Source organism: Streptomyces sp. NPDC050806 (assembly GCF_055586425.1).
In genome coordinates this window covers 125564-141019 of record NZ_JBVJIF010000014.1, presented here as the reverse complement: position 1 = coordinate 141019, position 15456 = coordinate 125564, and the positions used below count along the sequence as shown (strand labels likewise).

Genomic DNA, 15456 nt, shown 5'->3' with positions numbered 1-15456 from the left:
GCCTCGGGGCCCCTCCCCCCCCCGCCCCCACCCCACCCCTCTCCACCGAGCCACCACCACCCACCTCAGCCCACCCCGACCCGCCCCACTCCCCTTCACGACGCCACTCCGCTCAAGCCCTGTTCCACCCCCTCCCCGTTCCCCCTCCCCACGCAGCCCGTTTCCGCTCCTCCCACCTCACCCACGCAGCCAGCCAACGCCTCGCCGGCACTCGCACCGGCCGCCACGACCCCCGCCACCGCTCAGCGCGGCCCGGCTCCCGGCTCCCGGCTCCCGGCTCCCGGCTCCCGGCTCCCGGCTCCCGGCTCCCGAAGGCAGAACGTCACACAGCAGCTAAAGCCCCGGAGACCACCTCACCTCCACCCCAACCCCACCCCTTCACCCGAACGGCGGAAAGCCGTCATTTCGTGTCGCCGACGCGGGCTCAGGACCTGGCGCGGGGAAACGCAGCGGCGGGCTCCGGCCATTGCGCCGCGGTGTCCATCGGGGACGCGGTACTCAGGTTAGGGTCACCTATGTGAGTACCTGCGCAACCGCCTCCCGTATGGCGGCCGAACCTCTGGCCGGTACGGCGGCCACCGCCCGTACCTGGCTCCTCATCGAGCAGAGCGGACCCTGGGGCGCCCAGGCACTCACCGACAGCCATCTCGATCCGGCCGTCGGCCGCGCCCTGGAAGCCTCCACTGCGGACACCGACGTACGCGTCGCCCTCATCCGCCGTCCCGGCCGCCACGCCGACCGCCGGGCCGGGGCACTGCGCCGGGTTTTCCTCGCCCACACCTCACCCGGTCGGTGCTGGATCCGCTCGACGCGCATCGCGGATCCTGCCTCGCTCCGCGATCTGGACTTCGCCGCGCTGAGTGCCGGCGAGCACGGCGGAATCTGGGAGGCGTACGAGGGTGAGCCGCCGGTGCTCGTGTGCACCAACGGCAAGCGTGACCGTTGCTGCGCCGTGCTCGGCCGGCCGCTCGCCGCTGAACTGGCGGCGGACGGCATGGAGGCGTGGGAGGTCACGCACATCGGTGGCCACCGCTTCTCCCCCACACTCTTCGTGCTGCCGTACGGATACGCGTACGGCCGGGCCGAGGCTCCACTGGTGAAGGACGCCGTCGTAGCGGCGCGCGACGGGCGCGTCGTCATCGACCACTGCCGGGGCCGCTCCACCTGGGACCGGCCGGCACAGGCGGCGGATCTCGCGGTCCGCGAGGCGATCGGCGAGGAGCGTGCCGCTGTCCTCGATGTCACCGGCACCGAGGTCCGGCCGTCCGCGGGAGGCGATTCTCCTTCCTGGGTCGTCACGCTCGCGCATGCCGACGGCCGCTCCTGGCAGGTTCTCGTCGAGCAGCGGACCGGTGACACTGCCGCTCCGGCCAGCTGTGGAGCCGCCATCGCTCCGCCGACGTACATGTTCGTTTCCGGCATCACTGCCCACTCCCCCGTTGCCGATCCCGTTGTCGATCCCGTTGCCGATCCTGATGGCGGCCCCGTTGCCAGTGCCGATGCTTCCCACGCGGAACCGCTGACCGGCTCCGCGAGCGAACCCGTCACCGGGCCCGTGGTCGGCGCCGTCACCGGGTCGGCCATCGGGTCCGTCGCCGGATCCGTCATGCGTACGACGTGACACGTATTGTGGTCTTGTGATTGCCGTGATGGCGGTGATCGCCGCGATTACCGATCGAGGCAATCGATGCGATCGTCGCGCTCACCACGCTTGCCACGCTCGATCGATTACTCTCCGTGAACACGTCTGAAGGTTAGGCGATTTTGGCCGGGGCGCGGGCGGCCTGTGGATAACTTTCGACGGTGGGGTGTCACCGGTTTTTCCACCGCCGGCCATTGCCGGCCACCGCTCCCCGCCGTCACCCGGTGGTTCGTCCCGGGCCCCGCGATTACCCCACCTCCGCGAGCCCGCTTACTGTTCGTTCCTATGGGCGACAGAGCCGAGGAGAGAGCGGGCGGGCCCGGGGCGGCCGGTGAGCCGCGGAGCGGCGGCCGGGCGTGGCTGCGGCTGCGCTGGCCACGCCGTGTGTTCGCGCAGGTCCTGCTGGTGCAGCTGGCCATCGCCGCCGGGGTGACCGCGCTGGCGACCGGCCTCTTCCTCGCGCCGCTCAGTGCGCAGCTGGACGATCAGGCCATGCGCCGTGCTCTGGCCATCGCCCAGACGACCGCTGCTCAGCCGCGTCTGGACGAGGCGCTGGCGGCTTCCCGGCCCTCTCGCGGCGGCCCGGTCCAGGCGGCCGCGGAGCGGATTCGCCGGTCCACGGGCGCCGAGTACGTCGTGATCATGGATGAGCACGGTGTGCGCTGGTCGCACACCGATCCGAAGGAGATCGGGCGGCACGTCTCCACGGACCCGAGCGCCGCCCTCTCCGGGCGGGACGTCATGCAGATCGACGAGGGCACCCTCGGGCGCTCGGCGCGCGGCAAGGTGCCGTTGCGGGACGAGGGCGGCCGCATCGTCGGTGCCGTGTCCGTGGGCATCGCGTACGAGAGCGTGCAGCAGCGGCTGCTGTCGACGGTGCCGGATCTGCTGGCGTACGCGGGCGGGGCGCTGGCGGTGGGTGCTCTCGCGGCTTACCTCGTTGCCCGCAGGCTTCAGCGTCGCACCCATGACCTGGCCTTCTCCGACATCTCGGCGCTGCTCGCCGAGCGGGAGGCGATGCTGCACGGCATCCGCGAGGGGTTCGTCGCGCTGGACGGGCAGGGGCGCATCCGGCTGATGAACGACGAGGCGCAGCGGCTGCTGGATCTCCGGGCCGAGGACACCGGGCGTTCCTTGGAGTCGGTGCTGCCACCGGGGCGTACGACGGATGTGCTGGCCGGGCGTGCTTCGGGGGCCGATCTGCTCACCGTCAGTGGGCAGCGTGTCCTGGTGGCGAACCGGATGCCGACCGATGACGGCGGTGCCGTGGTCACGCTGCGGGACCGTACGGAGCTGGAGCGGCTGGGCCGGGAGCTGGACGGTACGCGAGGGCTGATCGACGCGTTGCGGGCGCAGGACCACGAGCACGCGAACCGGTTGCACACGCTCCTCGGGCTGCTCGAACTGGGCCTGTACGAGGAGGCGGTGGAGTTCGTGACGCATGCGGTCGGGGTGCATCGGGCCACGGCCGAGCAGGTCACCGAGCGGGTGCACGATCCGTTGCTGGCGGCGCTGCTGGTGGGCAAGGCGACGGTCGCGGCCGAGCGCGGCGTCTCGTTGAGCATCGCGACGTCGACGCGGTTGCCGGACCGGGTGGTGGATCCGCACGGCCTGGTGACGGTCGTCGGCAATCTGGTCGACAACGCGCTGGACGCGGCGGCGGGTGAGCGGGACGGCCAGGTCGAGGTCGAGGTGCGTACCGAGGGCCGTACGGCGATCGTGCGGGTCAGTGACAACGGTCCGGGGGTGCCGCGGGAGCGGCGTCAGGAGATCTTCACGGAGGGGTGGACCACGAAGGAGCCGCCGGCGCACGGGAAGCGCGGGATCGGGCTGGTCCTCGTGCGGCGGCTGGCCGAGCGCTACGGGGGCGGCGCCGAGGTGGACGAGCGTCCGGGTGGCGGCGCGCGGTTCACGGTGACGCTCCCCGATGCGCTCGCGGACGCCCTGTCCGAGACGCACGGTTCGGTGGTGGACGGGGAATCGTTGGCGGGTCCCACGGGAGGCGCACGGTGATCGACGTACTCGTCGTCGACGACGATGTCCGGGTGGCGGGGATCAACGCAGCGTACGTGGCGAAGATCGCCGGTTTCCGGGTCGTGGCGCAGGCGCACACGGCCGCTGAGGCGCTGGCCGTCCTGGAGAGCACACCGGTCGATCTCGTGCTGCTGGACCACTACCTCCCGGACGAGACGGGGTTGCAGCTGGTGGCCCGGTTGCGGCAGCACGGCCTGCACACGGACGTGATCATGGTGACGGCGGCGCGTGACGTCGCCACCGTGCGGGCCGCCATGCGGCACGGCGCGCTTCAGTACCTCGTCAAGCCGTTCACCTTCGCCGGGCTGCGGTCGAAGCTGGAGGGGTATGCCGCGCTGCGGCGGACCTTCGAGGACGGCGGGCAGGCGGAGCAGTCCGAGGTGGACCGGATCTTCGGGGCGCTGGGTGCCGCCAACGCGGGCTCCGCCGAGCTGCCGAAAGGGCATTCCACGGCCACGGCCGACCGGGTGCGGTCCGTTTTGCGCTCCGCCGACGGCGCGCTCTCGGCACAGGAGGTGGCGCGGCAGGCGGGGCTGAGCCGGCAGACCGCCCAGCGCTACCTGAAGCTGCTGGAGCGCGCCGGGCGGGTCAGGCTGACGCTCCGGTACGGCGAGACGGGCCGGCCGGAGCACCGGTACGACTGGGTCTGAGCGAGCTCACGAGACTCCTCGGGGCGGTTCTGCGGGCTCACGAGACTCCTCGGGCGGTTGGTGCGGGCTTACGCGGCTCCCGCGCCGGTCAGTGCCCGTACTTCCGTCTCGGCGTGGCGGGCGGCGGCGTCGGGGGCCGCGGACGAGGTGACCGTGCCGAGCCAGCCGAAGAGGAAGCCGAGCGGGATGGAGACGAGGCCGGGGTTCTCCAGGGGGAAGAGCTGGAAGTCCAGGCCGGGGAAGATTGCCGCGGGGCTTCCGGAGACGACCGGGGAGAGCACTACGAGGGTGAGCGCGGGGAGCAGCCCTCCGTAGACGGACCAGACGGCGCCCCTGGTGGTGAAGCGGCGCCAGAAGAGGGCGTAGAGCAGTACGGGGAGGTTCGCGGAGGCGGCGACCGCGAAGGCGAGGCCCACGAGGAAGGCGACGTTCAGGTTCTGGGCCAGGAGGGCGAGGGCGATGGCCACCGCGCCGACGAGGGCCGCGGCGATCCGGGCGACGGCGACCTCGCGGAAGCCCGTGGCCGGCTCGCTGGGTGCCGTGTCCGGCGGCGGGGAGGCCGGGCGTCGTCCGGTGCGGCCGCGGCGCCGCAGAGCGCCGTACAGGTCGTGTGCGACGGAGGCCGAGGAGGCCAGGGTGATGCCGGCGACGACGGCGAGGATCGTGGCGAAGGCGACGGCCGCGACCACGGCGAAGAGGATCGTTCCGCCGGTGGAATCCGGTCCGCCGCCGAGGTCGAGGGCGAGGAGCGGTACGGCGGTGTTGCCGGCCGGGTTGGCGGCCCGTACGGCGTCGGTCCCGAGGACGGCGGCGGCGCCGAAGCCGAGCGCGATCGTCATCAGGTAGAAGCTGCCGATCAGGGCGATCGACCAGACCACGGAGCGGCGGGCGGCGCGGGCGGTGGGCACCGTGTAGAAGCGGGACAGGATGTGCGGCAGGCCGGCGGTCCCGAGGACGAGCGCGAGCCCGAGGCTCAGGAAGTCCAGCCGGGCTGTCCAGGTGCCGCCGTACTTGAGTCCGGGTGCGAGGAAGTCCGCGCCGTGGCCGCTGCGTTGTGCCGCTGTCGTGAGCAGCGTGCCGAGGTCCCCGTGGAAGCGCAGCAGCACGAGGAGGGTCAGGGTGATGGCGCCGCCCATGAGGAGCACGGCCTTGATGATCTGGATCCAGGTGGTGGCCCGCATGCCGCCGCAGATCACGTAGAAGACCATGAGGGCGCCGACGCCGATGACCGTCCATGTGCGTGCGGTGTGGCCCGTGCCGCCGAGCAGGAGGGCGACCAGGCTGCCGGCGCCGACCATCTGGGCGACGAGGTAGAGCACGGAGACGGTGATGGAGGAGGCGCCCGCGGCGATCCGGACGGGGCGGCGGCGCATACGGGAGGCGACGACGTCGGCGAGGGTGTAGCGGCCGCAGTTGCGGACCAGTTCGGCGACCAGGAAGAGGACCAGGAGCCAGGCGACGAGGAAGCCGACGGAGTAGAGCAGGCCGTCGTACCCGAAGAGGGCGATGAGGCCGGAGATGCCGAGGAACGAGGCGGCCGACATGTAGTCACCGGCGATGGCGAAACCGTTCTCCATGGGTGAGAAGAGTCTGCCGCCGGCGTAGAACTCCTCTGCGGAACCGTGCCTGCGGCGCCCTGCCCAGGCGGTGACCGCGAGGGTCACGGCGATGAAGGCGCTGAAGAGGACCAGGGCCAGGATCTGGTGGTCGTCGGTCGCCGCGGTGGCGGCGAGGGCGGGTGGACGGCTGGTCACCGGACGTTGCCTCCTGTCATCTCCTGGGTCTCCCAGCGCAGGTCGAGCGCGGCACGGTCCCGGCGCAGCCGGGCGTGCCGGGCGTACGCCCAGGTGAGCAGGAAGGTGGTGACGAACTGTCCGAGTCCGGCGAGCATGGCGACGTTGAGCGGGCCGAGCACCTGGCGGGCCATCACGCCGGGGACGGTGACGGCGGCGATGACGTACGCGAGGTACCAGGTGAGGAAGAGGGCGGTGGCGGGCACGACGAAGCTGCGGTAGCGGCGGCGCACCTCCTGGAAGGCGGCGCTGCGCTGCACGGTGAGGTAGACGTCGGCGTGGGTGGGGTCGCCGGGCCTCTCGGGGGCGCCCGCACGCTGTGCCGGAAGGCCGGGCCAGGCGGGGGCGGAGGGCGTCGTCCCGGTCGGGGCGTCGTCGGCGGCTACGGCGTCGCCCCGTGCTTCGCCGCCCGGCTCCGTGCCGTCCGTGTACGTGCGCGCGTCGCCGTCCGTGTGCGTGAGCACGTCGCCGTCCGTGTACGTGCGCCCGTCCGGCTGCTGTGCCGGCTCCTCCCCCGCGTCCTCCCGTTCGGCCGCCCCCTGTCCCGCCTGTCCCCGGGCGAGGGTGTCGTACCAGGGGTCGTCGAGCCGGACGGCTCCGGCCGGGCGGCCGTCGTGCTTCTCCACCGGGCATCTCCTTGATCCGCGGCCTGTCTGGCCGTGCGCCCAAGGATGGACAGATTCGGTGGTCCCCGGACATCCATCGCGAATCCTTCACCCCATCAGGTGACGGACCAACTGGGATGTTTTACAGCCGTGTTGAGCGCCAACAGGGACGGCGGCACGCTTGCGGGTCACCCCGGGGGCCGCGCGATGCCGTGCCGGTAGGCGTAGTGGATCGCCTGCGCCCGGTCCCGCAGGCCGGCCTTGGCGAAGAGGTTGTTGATGTGGGTCTTCACCGTGGCGGTGGAGACGTGCAGCCGGCGGGAGATCTCGGGGTTGGAGAGCCCCTCGGCGACCAGCGCGAGCACTTCGGTCTCGCGGGCGGTGAGGCCGTCGGGCGGCTCCGTGGCGGCCGTCGGCGCGTGGGCCCCCGGTACGGGCGGCGCCTCGGCGAACCGTTCCAGCAGCCGACGCTGGATCTGCGGGGAGAGCCCGGCCTGCCCCGACATCACGTCCTCGACGGCCCGTACGATCTCGTCGCCGTCGGCGTCCTTCGTGAGATAACCGCGCGCGCCTGCCCGGAGAGCCGGGAAGAGGGACTCGTCGTCGGCGTACGTCGTCAGGACGACGACCTGAGTGGCGGGGTGCCGCTCCCTGATGCGACGCGTCGCCTCGACACCGTCGCAGCGCGGCATCCGGAGGTCCATCAGCACGACGTCCGGGGAGAGTTCGGCGGTCAGGCGGACCGCTTCGTCCCCGTCGGAGGCCGAGCCGACGACCTCGATGCCGGGCAGCAGCCCCAGCAGCATCACGATGCCCTCGCGCACCACGGTCTGGTCGTCGGCGACCACCACGCGCGCGCTCACGCCGGCACTCGCAGCCACACCACGAAACCCTCCTCCTCGGGGCCCGACTCCAGCGTCCCGCCGAGCAGTTCGGCGCGCTCCCGCATCCCCCGCAGACCGTATCCGGAGCCGCTGTCCGCGAGCTCGCCCGGAGCGCCTCCGCCCCCGGAGTCGCGCACGCGCAGCCCCACCTCGTCCGCCGCGTACTCCAGGCGCAGCTCCACGCGCGCTCCGGGGGCGTGCTTGCGGACGTTGGTGAGCGCTTCCTGCGCGACTCTGCGGACCGCGAGGCCGGCCTCCGGGGGCAGCGTGCGGCTCTCCCCCACGATGTCCAGCCGGGCGCCCTCGGAGGCGGCCAGCTCGCCCAGGAAGGTCTCGACGTGCGCCATGTCGCCCCGCAGTGCGGACAGCGCCTGGCGGGTGCCGTCCAGGCCCTCGCGGGCCATCCTGCGGGCCATCGTCACCCGTTCGAGTACCTCGGTGCGGGAACCCTCCAGGTCAGGGCTGCGTTGGATGAGCAGACGGGCGGCTTCCAGGTGCACGAGCTGTGCGCTGAGGCTGTGGGCGAGCACGTCGTGGATCTCGCGGGCGATCCGGCCGCGTTCACCCAGCGCCGCCGATTCGGCCTCGGCGGCCCGTGCCTCGGCCTCGGCCGCGCGGGCGGCGCGCTCCTGGGCCAGGAGGCGGTGGGCATTGCCGCGCGCCTCGGCGTCCAGCCGCAGGGTGTAGCCGACGAGTGCCAGCCCGGCGGTGGTGAGCGCCGTGCCCCAGAGGCCGTCGTCGGTGAGCAGGGCGTACCCGCCGAGCGCCGCGGCAGTGCAGGGGATCGCTGCGGCCAGCGGCAGGCGTTCGAGCGCGGTGACGGCGCAGGCGCACCACAGCACGACGGAGGGCACCGTCAGCCCCGCCTCGTGGAAGCCGAAGGCGCCGGCCTCCAGGAGGAGCAGCAGGGCCACGGAGGGCCACAGCAGGTGGCGTAGGGAGGTCCGGAAGAGGGCCCAGAAGGCGACGCCGGCGGCGAGGACACCGGCCGCGCCGACGGGTACGACCCAGCCGCGTACGTCCGGGTCGGCCGCCGTGGTCCACAGCAGCGCGCCCAGCACGATGCCGCGGACGAGCCGGGCGAGGCGCCTGCGCATGACGCCGATGCCCTCGTGGGAGAGCGCTTCGCGCAGCGGCCAGCGCGTCCAGGAGCGCAGCGGCACGGACAGCGGCACGGACGCACGCTCCTGTTCTTCGTGGCTCACCTGGGGGCAGCAACACCGTACGACGGGGCGAGCGACCCGGCCCGCCAGGCCAGGGCGCCCGACTGGGCGAGCAGCAGTGCGGCGACGGTGAGAAGGGTGGCCCGGCCGTTCAGGTGGACGCCGAGGAGCGCGCCGAGGCCGGTGAGGCCGAGGCGTACGGCGACGCCCGCGCCCCAGACCGCGGCCGTCACGCCGCGCCCCTTGGACCACACGACGCCGTCCCGGTCGGTCCACACGCGCGTGGTCCAGGCGATCCCGGCGCCCGTGGCGAGCCCGGCGGCGATGCCGGCGCCGAGGAGCAGCCCGGAGCCGACGGGGTGGGTGGGGTCCAGCAGGGCGCCGCCGGAGCGGCTGATCGCGACGTAGCCCAGGACGGCGGGCAGCACCCACCAGCTCCTGCGGTCGGCGGCGACCTTCCGGGCGCTGAACTGCCGGACGATGACGAGGGCGGCGACCGCCGCGATGACGAGGATGGTGGGCACGCCGCCCATGTTTCGAGCCTCCGGGTGCGGGACGATGTCGGCGCTTTCCACGCTAGGAACGCGCGACGGCGTGCGGATCGGCCCGCGGGTGGGACCCGGGTGGAGATGCGCGGAGGGCCGTCCACCCGTGGGTGGACGGCCCTTCCGGCGCGGTGGTGCTCAGGTGTCGATGCGCGAGAGGTCCAGGGACGCGGCGGAGTTGGTGATGAACTCCTTGCGCGGCGCAACCTCGTTGCCCATGAGCAGGTCGAAGGCCTTCTCGGCGGACTCCAGGTCGCTGATGTTGATCCGGCGCAGGGTGCGGTGGCGGGGGTCCATCGTGGTCTCGGCGAGCTGGTCGGCGTCCATCTCACCCAGACCCTTGTAGCGCTGGATGCTGTCCTTGAAACGGACGTTCTTGCGCTGGAGTTCCAGGAGCGTCTGCCGCAGTTCGTTGTCCGAGTACGTGTAGATGTACTTGTCCTGGCCCTTCTTCGGGTTGATCAGCTCCACGCGGTGCAGCGGCGGCACGGCGGAGAAGACCCTGCCCTGCTCGATCATCGGGCGCATGTAGCGCTGGAAGAGCGTGAGCAGCAGCGTACGGATGTGCGCGCCGTCGACATCGGCGTCGGCGAGGAAGATGACCTTGCCGTAGCGGGCCGCGTCGATGTCGAAGGTGCGGCCCGAGCCGGCTCCTATCACCTGGATGATCGCGCCGCATTCGGCGTTCTTCAGCATGTCCGAGACCGAGGACTTCTGGACGTTCAGGATCTTGCCGCGGATCGGCAGCAGCGCCTGGAATTCGGAGTTGCGGGCGAGCTTGGCCGTACCGAGCGCCGAGTCGCCCTCCACGATGAACAGCTCGCTGCGGTCCACGTCGTCGCTGCGGCAGTCGGCCAGCTTGGCGGGCAGCGAGGAGGACTCCAGCGCGGTCTTCCTGCGCTGCGCCTCCTTGTGCTGCCGGGCCGCGATCCGGGTGCGGGCGGCCGCGACGGCCTTCTCCAGGACCGCGCGGGCCTGGGCCTTCGCGTCGCGCTTGGTGGAGGTCAGGAACGCCTTCAGCTCCTTGGCCACCACGTTGGCGACGATGCGGTTGGCCGCCGACGTACCGAGGACCTCCTTGGTCTGGCCTTCGAACTGCGGCTCGGCCAGCCGTACGGTGACGACGGCCGTGAGCCCTTCGAGGGCGTCGTCCTTGACGACGTCGTCCTCGGCGACGCGCAGCAGCTTGGCCGAGCGCAGCACTTCATTGACCGTCTTGGTCACGGAGCGTTCGAAGCCGGTGACGTGGGTGCCGCCCTTGGGGGTGGCGATGATGTTCACGAACGACTTGACGGTCGTGTCGTACCCGGTGCCCCAGCGCAGCGCGATGTCCACGCCGAGCTCGCGCGTCACCTCGGTGGGCGTCATGTGCCCGCGGTCGTCCAGGACCGGCACCGTCTCCTTGAAGGTGCCCTGCCCCGAGAGGCGCAGCACGTCGCAGACGGCCTTGTCCTGGGCGAGGTACTCGCAGAATTCGCTGATGCCGCCGTCGTAGTGGAAGGTCTCCTCGCTCGTCCCCTCGCCCTCGATGCCGCGCTCGTCCCGTACGACGAGGGTGAGGCCGGGCACGAGGAACGCGGTCTGGCGGGCGCGGGCGTGCAGCGTCTCCAGGGAGAGCTTGGCGTCCTTGAGGAAGATCTGGCGGTCGGCCCAGTAGCGCACCCGGGTGCCGGTACGGGTCTTCGGGATGCGCTTGCCCTTGACGAGCCCACCGGTGGGGTCGAAGGGGGCCTCGGGGCCCGACTCGGTGAAGATGCCGGGAACGCCGCGGCGGAAGCTGATGGAGTGCGTCTTGGAACTGCGGTCGACCTCGACGTCCAGGCGGGCTGAGAGAGCGTTGACCACGGAGGCGCCGACGCCGTGCAGGCCGCCGGAGGCCGCGTACGAGCCACCGCCGAACTTGCCGCCGGCGTGCAGCTTGGTCATGACGACCTCGACGCCGCTGAGGCCGGTTTTGGGCTCGACATCGACGGGGATGCCACGGCCGTTGTCCTTCACCTCCACGGAGCCGTCGTCGTGCAGGATCACCTCGATGCGGTCGCAGTAGCCGCCCAGCGCCTCATCGACGGAGTTGTCGATGATTTCCCACAGGCAGTGCATCAGACCACGGCTGTCGGTGGATCCGATGTACATGCCGGGGCGCTTGCGGACGGCCTCCAGGCCCTCCAGGACGAGCAGATGCCGCGCGGTGTAGTTGGATCCGTCCCGGTCTGCCCCGGTCAGCACGGCGGTGGACGGCACGGACATCTCGGCGGTCACGCGGTTCGCTCCTCGCTGAATTTCTGGTGGTCCGCATTCCGCGGACCCTGGTGTGGCGGTGTCGCCGGTCAGAGGGTACCGAGGCCTTGGTAGAGCCGTTGTGACGCCACCCGTAAGCGGGCCCATGCTAGTAGATTTTCGCTCGTACGTTCTATTCCACGTGTGGGTGACGTGAACATCACGTTCCCTTCGAGGCATGAACCATTTAGGCTCCGGGCACGTCCTCATCAACGACCGGCAACCCAGCCGGTGAGGACAAGGCCCGACCCGACACCTCGAATCAGACCACCGCAATACGGCTCATTCGCCGCCACCCGGCAGCACCCGGCCGCCTCGGAAAAAAACTTTCGAGGAAAAGCCACGAGCGGGAACGTTTTCGGCCTGGTTGGATGTTGACCCTGGTACGACAGCTCGTCGAGCTAGAGAAGAGGCGACGTGACTACTGTTCTGACCCCCGCGAGCCCGCTGACGGCCGCTGACCGCTGCGACCGCTGCGGCGCACAGGCTTACCTGCGCGTCGTCCTGATGTCCGGCGGCGAACTGCTCTTCTGCGCCCACCACGGTCGCAAGTTCGAGCCGGAACTCAAGAAGATCGCCGCGGAGATACAGGACGAGACGGAGCGGCTGACCGCCACTTCGGCGTCCGCGTCCGAAGAGGAACGCTGACACATCGCACCGACGACGAGCGAGTAGCGGCCAAGAGCCGTGCGCGGGCGGTTCCCCCGGATCACCGGGGAGACCGCCCGCTCTCGTACTCGCCCGTCCGACTCCCGGCCTGCGGCGTTCACGACTCCTTCAGGGAGCGCGCACCGCACGGCCCGGGGCTCTCCCCCGTCGAGGGGCGCCCCGGGCCCTCACGCGGCTCTCCAGCCGCCCTTTCACCCCCACCTCCACCGGCGGCCCACGAAGCCGCCCTCAGCACCCCTCAGGCGCCCTGGCCCAGCACCGCCTGCCTGGCCGCGGAAACCCGCGTGTAGACACCGGGCTTGCCCGCCTCACCACAGCCGGTCCCCCAGGACACCAGCCCCACCAGCCGCCCGTTCGCCACGAGCGGACCACCGCTGTCCCCCTGGCACGCGTCGTGCCCGCCCTGCTGCGTGCCCGCGCACAGCATCGAGGCCGGGTCGTAGGTACCGTCCACACTCTTCGGGTACGCCCGGCGACAGGACGCATCCTGCATGACCTGCACCCGCGCCGCGCGCAGCACCGAGGAATACGTACCGTTGCCGGTCGTGTCACCCCAGCCGTAGACCGCCGCCGGCGTCCCCGGCCGGTACGCGCGGTCGTACGCGCCCGCCATCGGCAGCGCGCGCCCCGGAGCGGTCCCGCGCAGCCTCACCACGGCGAAGTCCCCGGCGTTCGTCGTCGCGTCGTACGAAGGATTGATCCAGACGCTGCGGGTCGCCATCTCCCTGCCCGCCCGGCCCCGCAGGTCAGTACGTCCGACGATCACTCGCAGGTCCGGCACGGCGTCCGGCGACGCACCCAGCACGTCCTTGCCCATGCAGTGCGCCGCGGTGAGCACCGTCGAGGGGCCCACGAGCACACCGCCACAGAACTGCCCGGAACGCTCGTCCCCGAAGCGCTCACGGCTCGCCAGCGCCACGACCCACGGGCTCGACGAAGCCTGCACCTGCCGTCCGCCCACGATGACACTGTCCGCGGCAGCTGGTCCCGGAACTCCGAGTACGGCGACGGCCGGCGCGATGGCGGCGAGGACCGTGGTGACAGCGCGGATGCGGATGCCCATACCGACTCCTGACTCTGGGGGAGCTTTCGTACACCCAGAGTGAGTCAGCGTGTCGCGCGCCGCACCCCGGACACGCCGAGGGCCCGGCCACCCCCCATCGGGAGCGGCCGGGCCCCTATGCCCTGTGACCTGCGACGTCAGTCGAGGTAGTCGCGGAGCACCTGCGAACGCGAGGGGTGCCGCAGCTTGGACATCGTCTTGGATTCGATCTGACGGATACGCTCACGCGTGACGCCGTAGACCTTGCCGATCTCGTCCAGCGTCTTGGGCTGGCCGTCGGTGAGGCCGAAGCGCATCGAAACGACGCCCGCCTCACGCTCCGAGAGCGTGTCAAGGACCGAGTGGAGCTGTTCCTGCAGAAGAGTGAAGCTGACCGCGTCGGCCGGCACCACGGCCTCGGAGTCCTCGATGAGGTCACCGAACTCGCTGTCGCCGTCCTCGCCCAGCGGCGTGTGCAGCGAAATGGGCTCGCGGCCGTACTTCTGGACCTCGATGACCTTCTCGGGGGTCATGTCGAGTTCCTTGGCCAGCTCCTCCGGGGTGGGCTCGCGGCCCAGGTCCTGGAGCATCTGGCGCTGCACACGGGCGAGCTTGTTGATGACCTCGACCATGTGGACAGGGATACGGATCGTACGCGCCTGGTCGGCCATGGCGCGGGTGATCGCCTGGCGGATCCACCACGTCGCGTACGTGGAGAACTTGTAACCCTTGGTGTAGTCGAACTTCTCGACCGCACGGATCAGACCGAGGTTGCCCTCCTGGATCAGGTCCAGGAACAGCATGCCGCGGCCGGTGTAGCGCTTGGCCAGCGAGACCACGAGGCGGAGGTTGGCCTCCAGCAGGTGGTTCTTGGCGCGGCGGCCGTCCTCGGCGATGATCTCCAGCTCGCGCTTCAGCTTCGGCGCCAGCTTGTCGGAGTTCGCCAGCTTGTCCTCGGCGAACAGACCGGCCTCGATGCGCTTGGCGAGCTCCACCTCCTGCTCGGCGTTGAGCAGCGGGACCTTACCGATCTGCTTGAGGTAGTCCTTGACCGGGTCGGCGGTGGCGCCGGCGGCGGCGACCTGCTGCGCGGGGGCGTCGTCCTCGTCGTCGTCCGACAGCACGAAGCCCGCGGCCTCGGCGCCCTCGGGGGTCTCGGGCGCGTCGCCCTTGCCCGGTGCCGCCGGGGTCTCCTCGACGCCGTCCTCTTCGAGGATCTCGTCGACCGCGTCCTTCTTGGCGGCCTTCTTCGCCGTCGTCTTCTTCGCGGCCGTCTTCTTGGCCGTGGCCTTCTTCGCGGTGACCTTCTTGGCCGCCGCCTTCTTCGCCGGGGCGGGGTCCGCCTCGGCGCCGGGGCCGTCCGCCGCCGCGGCCGAAGCCAGCGGCATGGCCGGCGCGGCCGCGCTGGTCTTCTTCACCGCGGCCGTCTTGGCCGCGACGGTCTTGGTGGCGGTGCGCTTTGCCGGACTCTTCGCTGCGACGCTCTTGCGGGTGCGCTTGGGCGCCTCTGCGGCACTGACCATCAGCGTCACACCCTCCTCGTCGAGGATCTGGTTGAGGCTGCGCAGAACGTTCTTCCACTGGGTTGGCGGAATCTGGTCAGCCTCGAAGGCCCGACGCACGTCATCGCCGGCGATCTGCCCATCAGCCTTTCCCCGCTCGATGAGCGCCATCACAGACTCGGACTCGGCGATCTCCGGCGGGAGCGTACGGGATGTGCTGGCCGACACGAACAACCTCTCGGAACGATGGAAACGGCTTCCGACCCCGTCCACTGTGGATCGGAGCCGACGACCGTCGGCGGGGGTGGGCCGACGGCGCAAGGGCAACCAGGGAGTTGAACAGCGCCGCGAACGGTCGCCGTATTCCCTCCTCGGCTATCACCTCTTAAGTCATCGCGCTCTCCCGCAGAGCGTTACGCCCAATCCGCGTGGCCCGAGTCACACCCCATAACGTCACATTTTTATCGATGTGTGGGCGTACTGGAGGGATGAGGGCGAGAGGCGGCGCTTCGGCGGACCCCCGGGCCCCGGGAGGAGCGAGAGGAACGCCGCGCGTGCGGCCGGCGCCGGCACGTTTCGCCGCGCCGCCGTCCGCGCGTGCGGCACGGCCGGGCAGGCGGCCGTGCCGCACGGAGACGTACGGCTCGGCG

General features: G+C 71.3%; 12 protein-coding genes. 4 read left to right on the top strand and 8 right to left on the bottom strand.

Features of this window, described 5'->3' with window-relative positions:
- Window positions 1-517: 517 nt before the first annotated feature.
- The 3 genes from ACZ6WH_RS35940 to ACZ6WH_RS35930 all read left to right on the top strand — a co-directional run bounded on the left by ACZ6WH_RS35940 (window position 518) and on the right by ACZ6WH_RS35930 (window position 4326).
- Window positions 518-1621 carry a sucrase ferredoxin gene (locus tag ACZ6WH_RS35940; protein WP_469733930.1) on the top strand — a complete coding sequence of 368 codons (1104 nt, stop codon included), beginning with the start codon at window positions 518-520 and terminating at the stop codon, window positions 1619-1621.
- 306 nt (window positions 1622-1927) lie between these two features.
- Complete coding sequence (locus tag ACZ6WH_RS35935; RefSeq protein WP_469733928.1) at window positions 1928-3655, top strand: ATP-binding protein; 1728 nt, start codon at window positions 1928-1930, stop codon at window positions 3653-3655.
- Window positions 3652-4326 (top strand): DUF7342 family protein, encoded by a 675-nt coding sequence (locus tag ACZ6WH_RS35930; RefSeq protein WP_432859455.1) that lies wholly within the window; start codon window positions 3652-3654, stop codon window positions 4324-4326. The genes ACZ6WH_RS35935 and ACZ6WH_RS35930 overlap by 4 nt, the downstream gene beginning before the upstream one ends.
- 68 nt (window positions 4327-4394) lie before the next feature.
- Here ACZ6WH_RS35930 and ACZ6WH_RS35925 read toward each other — a convergent pair whose 3' ends face one another.
- From ACZ6WH_RS35925 to ACZ6WH_RS35900, 6 genes are all read right to left on the bottom strand, one after another.
- The gene (locus ACZ6WH_RS35925) at window positions 4395-6080 is read right to left on the bottom strand and encodes a solute symporter family protein (protein WP_469733926.1); all 1686 of its coding nucleotides are present in this window, start codon (window positions 6078-6080) and stop codon (window positions 4395-4397) included.
- Window positions 6077-6583, bottom strand: a complete 507-nt coding sequence (locus ACZ6WH_RS35920; protein ID WP_469734023.1) for a DUF485 domain-containing protein — start codon at window positions 6581-6583, stop codon at window positions 6077-6079. The genes ACZ6WH_RS35925 and ACZ6WH_RS35920 overlap by 4 nt, the downstream gene beginning before the upstream one ends.
- A gap of 329 nt (window positions 6584-6912) precedes the next feature.
- Window positions 6913-7605, bottom strand: coding sequence for a response regulator transcription factor (locus ACZ6WH_RS35915; protein ID WP_469733924.1), 693 nt, complete (start codon window positions 7603-7605; stop codon window positions 6913-6915).
- Window positions 7584-8771 (bottom strand): sensor histidine kinase, encoded by a 1188-nt coding sequence (locus tag ACZ6WH_RS35910; RefSeq protein ID WP_469734022.1) that lies wholly within the window; start codon window positions 8769-8771, stop codon window positions 7584-7586. Before ACZ6WH_RS35910 ends, ACZ6WH_RS35915 begins: the two co-directional genes overlap by 22 nt.
- 38 nt (window positions 8772-8809) lie before the next feature.
- On the bottom strand, window positions 8810-9304 hold the full coding sequence (locus ACZ6WH_RS35905) for a DUF1453 domain-containing protein (RefSeq protein WP_469733922.1): 495 nt from the start codon (window positions 9302-9304) through the stop codon (window positions 8810-8812).
- A 150-nt stretch (window positions 9305-9454) separates the two neighbouring features.
- Window positions 9455-11575, bottom strand: a complete 2121-nt coding sequence (locus tag ACZ6WH_RS35900) for a DNA gyrase/topoisomerase IV subunit B (protein ID WP_432859447.1) — start codon at window positions 11573-11575, stop codon at window positions 9455-9457.
- A gap of 435 nt (window positions 11576-12010) precedes the next feature.
- On the opposite strand from ACZ6WH_RS35900, the gene ACZ6WH_RS35895 reads away from it, so the two are divergent.
- Window positions 12011-12241, top strand: coding sequence for a DUF7455 domain-containing protein (locus tag ACZ6WH_RS35895; protein WP_361562978.1), 231 nt, complete (start codon window positions 12011-12013; stop codon window positions 12239-12241).
- 259 nt (window positions 12242-12500) lie between these two features.
- Here the strand turns inward: ACZ6WH_RS35895 and ACZ6WH_RS35890 are convergent, their stop codons facing one another.
- Window positions 12501-13325, bottom strand: coding sequence for a S1 family peptidase (locus tag ACZ6WH_RS35890; protein ID WP_432859445.1), 825 nt, complete (start codon window positions 13323-13325; stop codon window positions 12501-12503).
- 137 nt (window positions 13326-13462) lie between these two features.
- The gene (locus tag ACZ6WH_RS35885) at window positions 13463-15034 is read right to left on the bottom strand and encodes an RNA polymerase sigma factor (RefSeq protein WP_469733919.1); all 1572 of its coding nucleotides are present in this window, start codon (window positions 15032-15034) and stop codon (window positions 13463-13465) included.
- Window positions 15035-15456 lie beyond the last annotated feature (422 nt).

What these genes read in the sequence shown, in the direction of transcription:
- ACZ6WH_RS35890 (WP_432859445.1), bottom strand. Translation starts at nt 13,325, where the DNA reads ATGGGCATCCGCATCCGCGCTGTCACCACGGTCCTCGCCGCCATCGCG.
- ACZ6WH_RS35905 (WP_469733922.1), bottom strand. Translation starts at nt 9,304, where the DNA reads ATGGGCGGCGTGCCCACCATCCTCGTCATCGCGGCGGTCGCCGCCCTC.
- ACZ6WH_RS35935 (WP_469733928.1), top strand. Translation starts at nt 1,928, where the DNA reads ATGGGCGACAGAGCCGAGGAGAGAGCGGGCGGGCCCGGGGCGGCCGGT.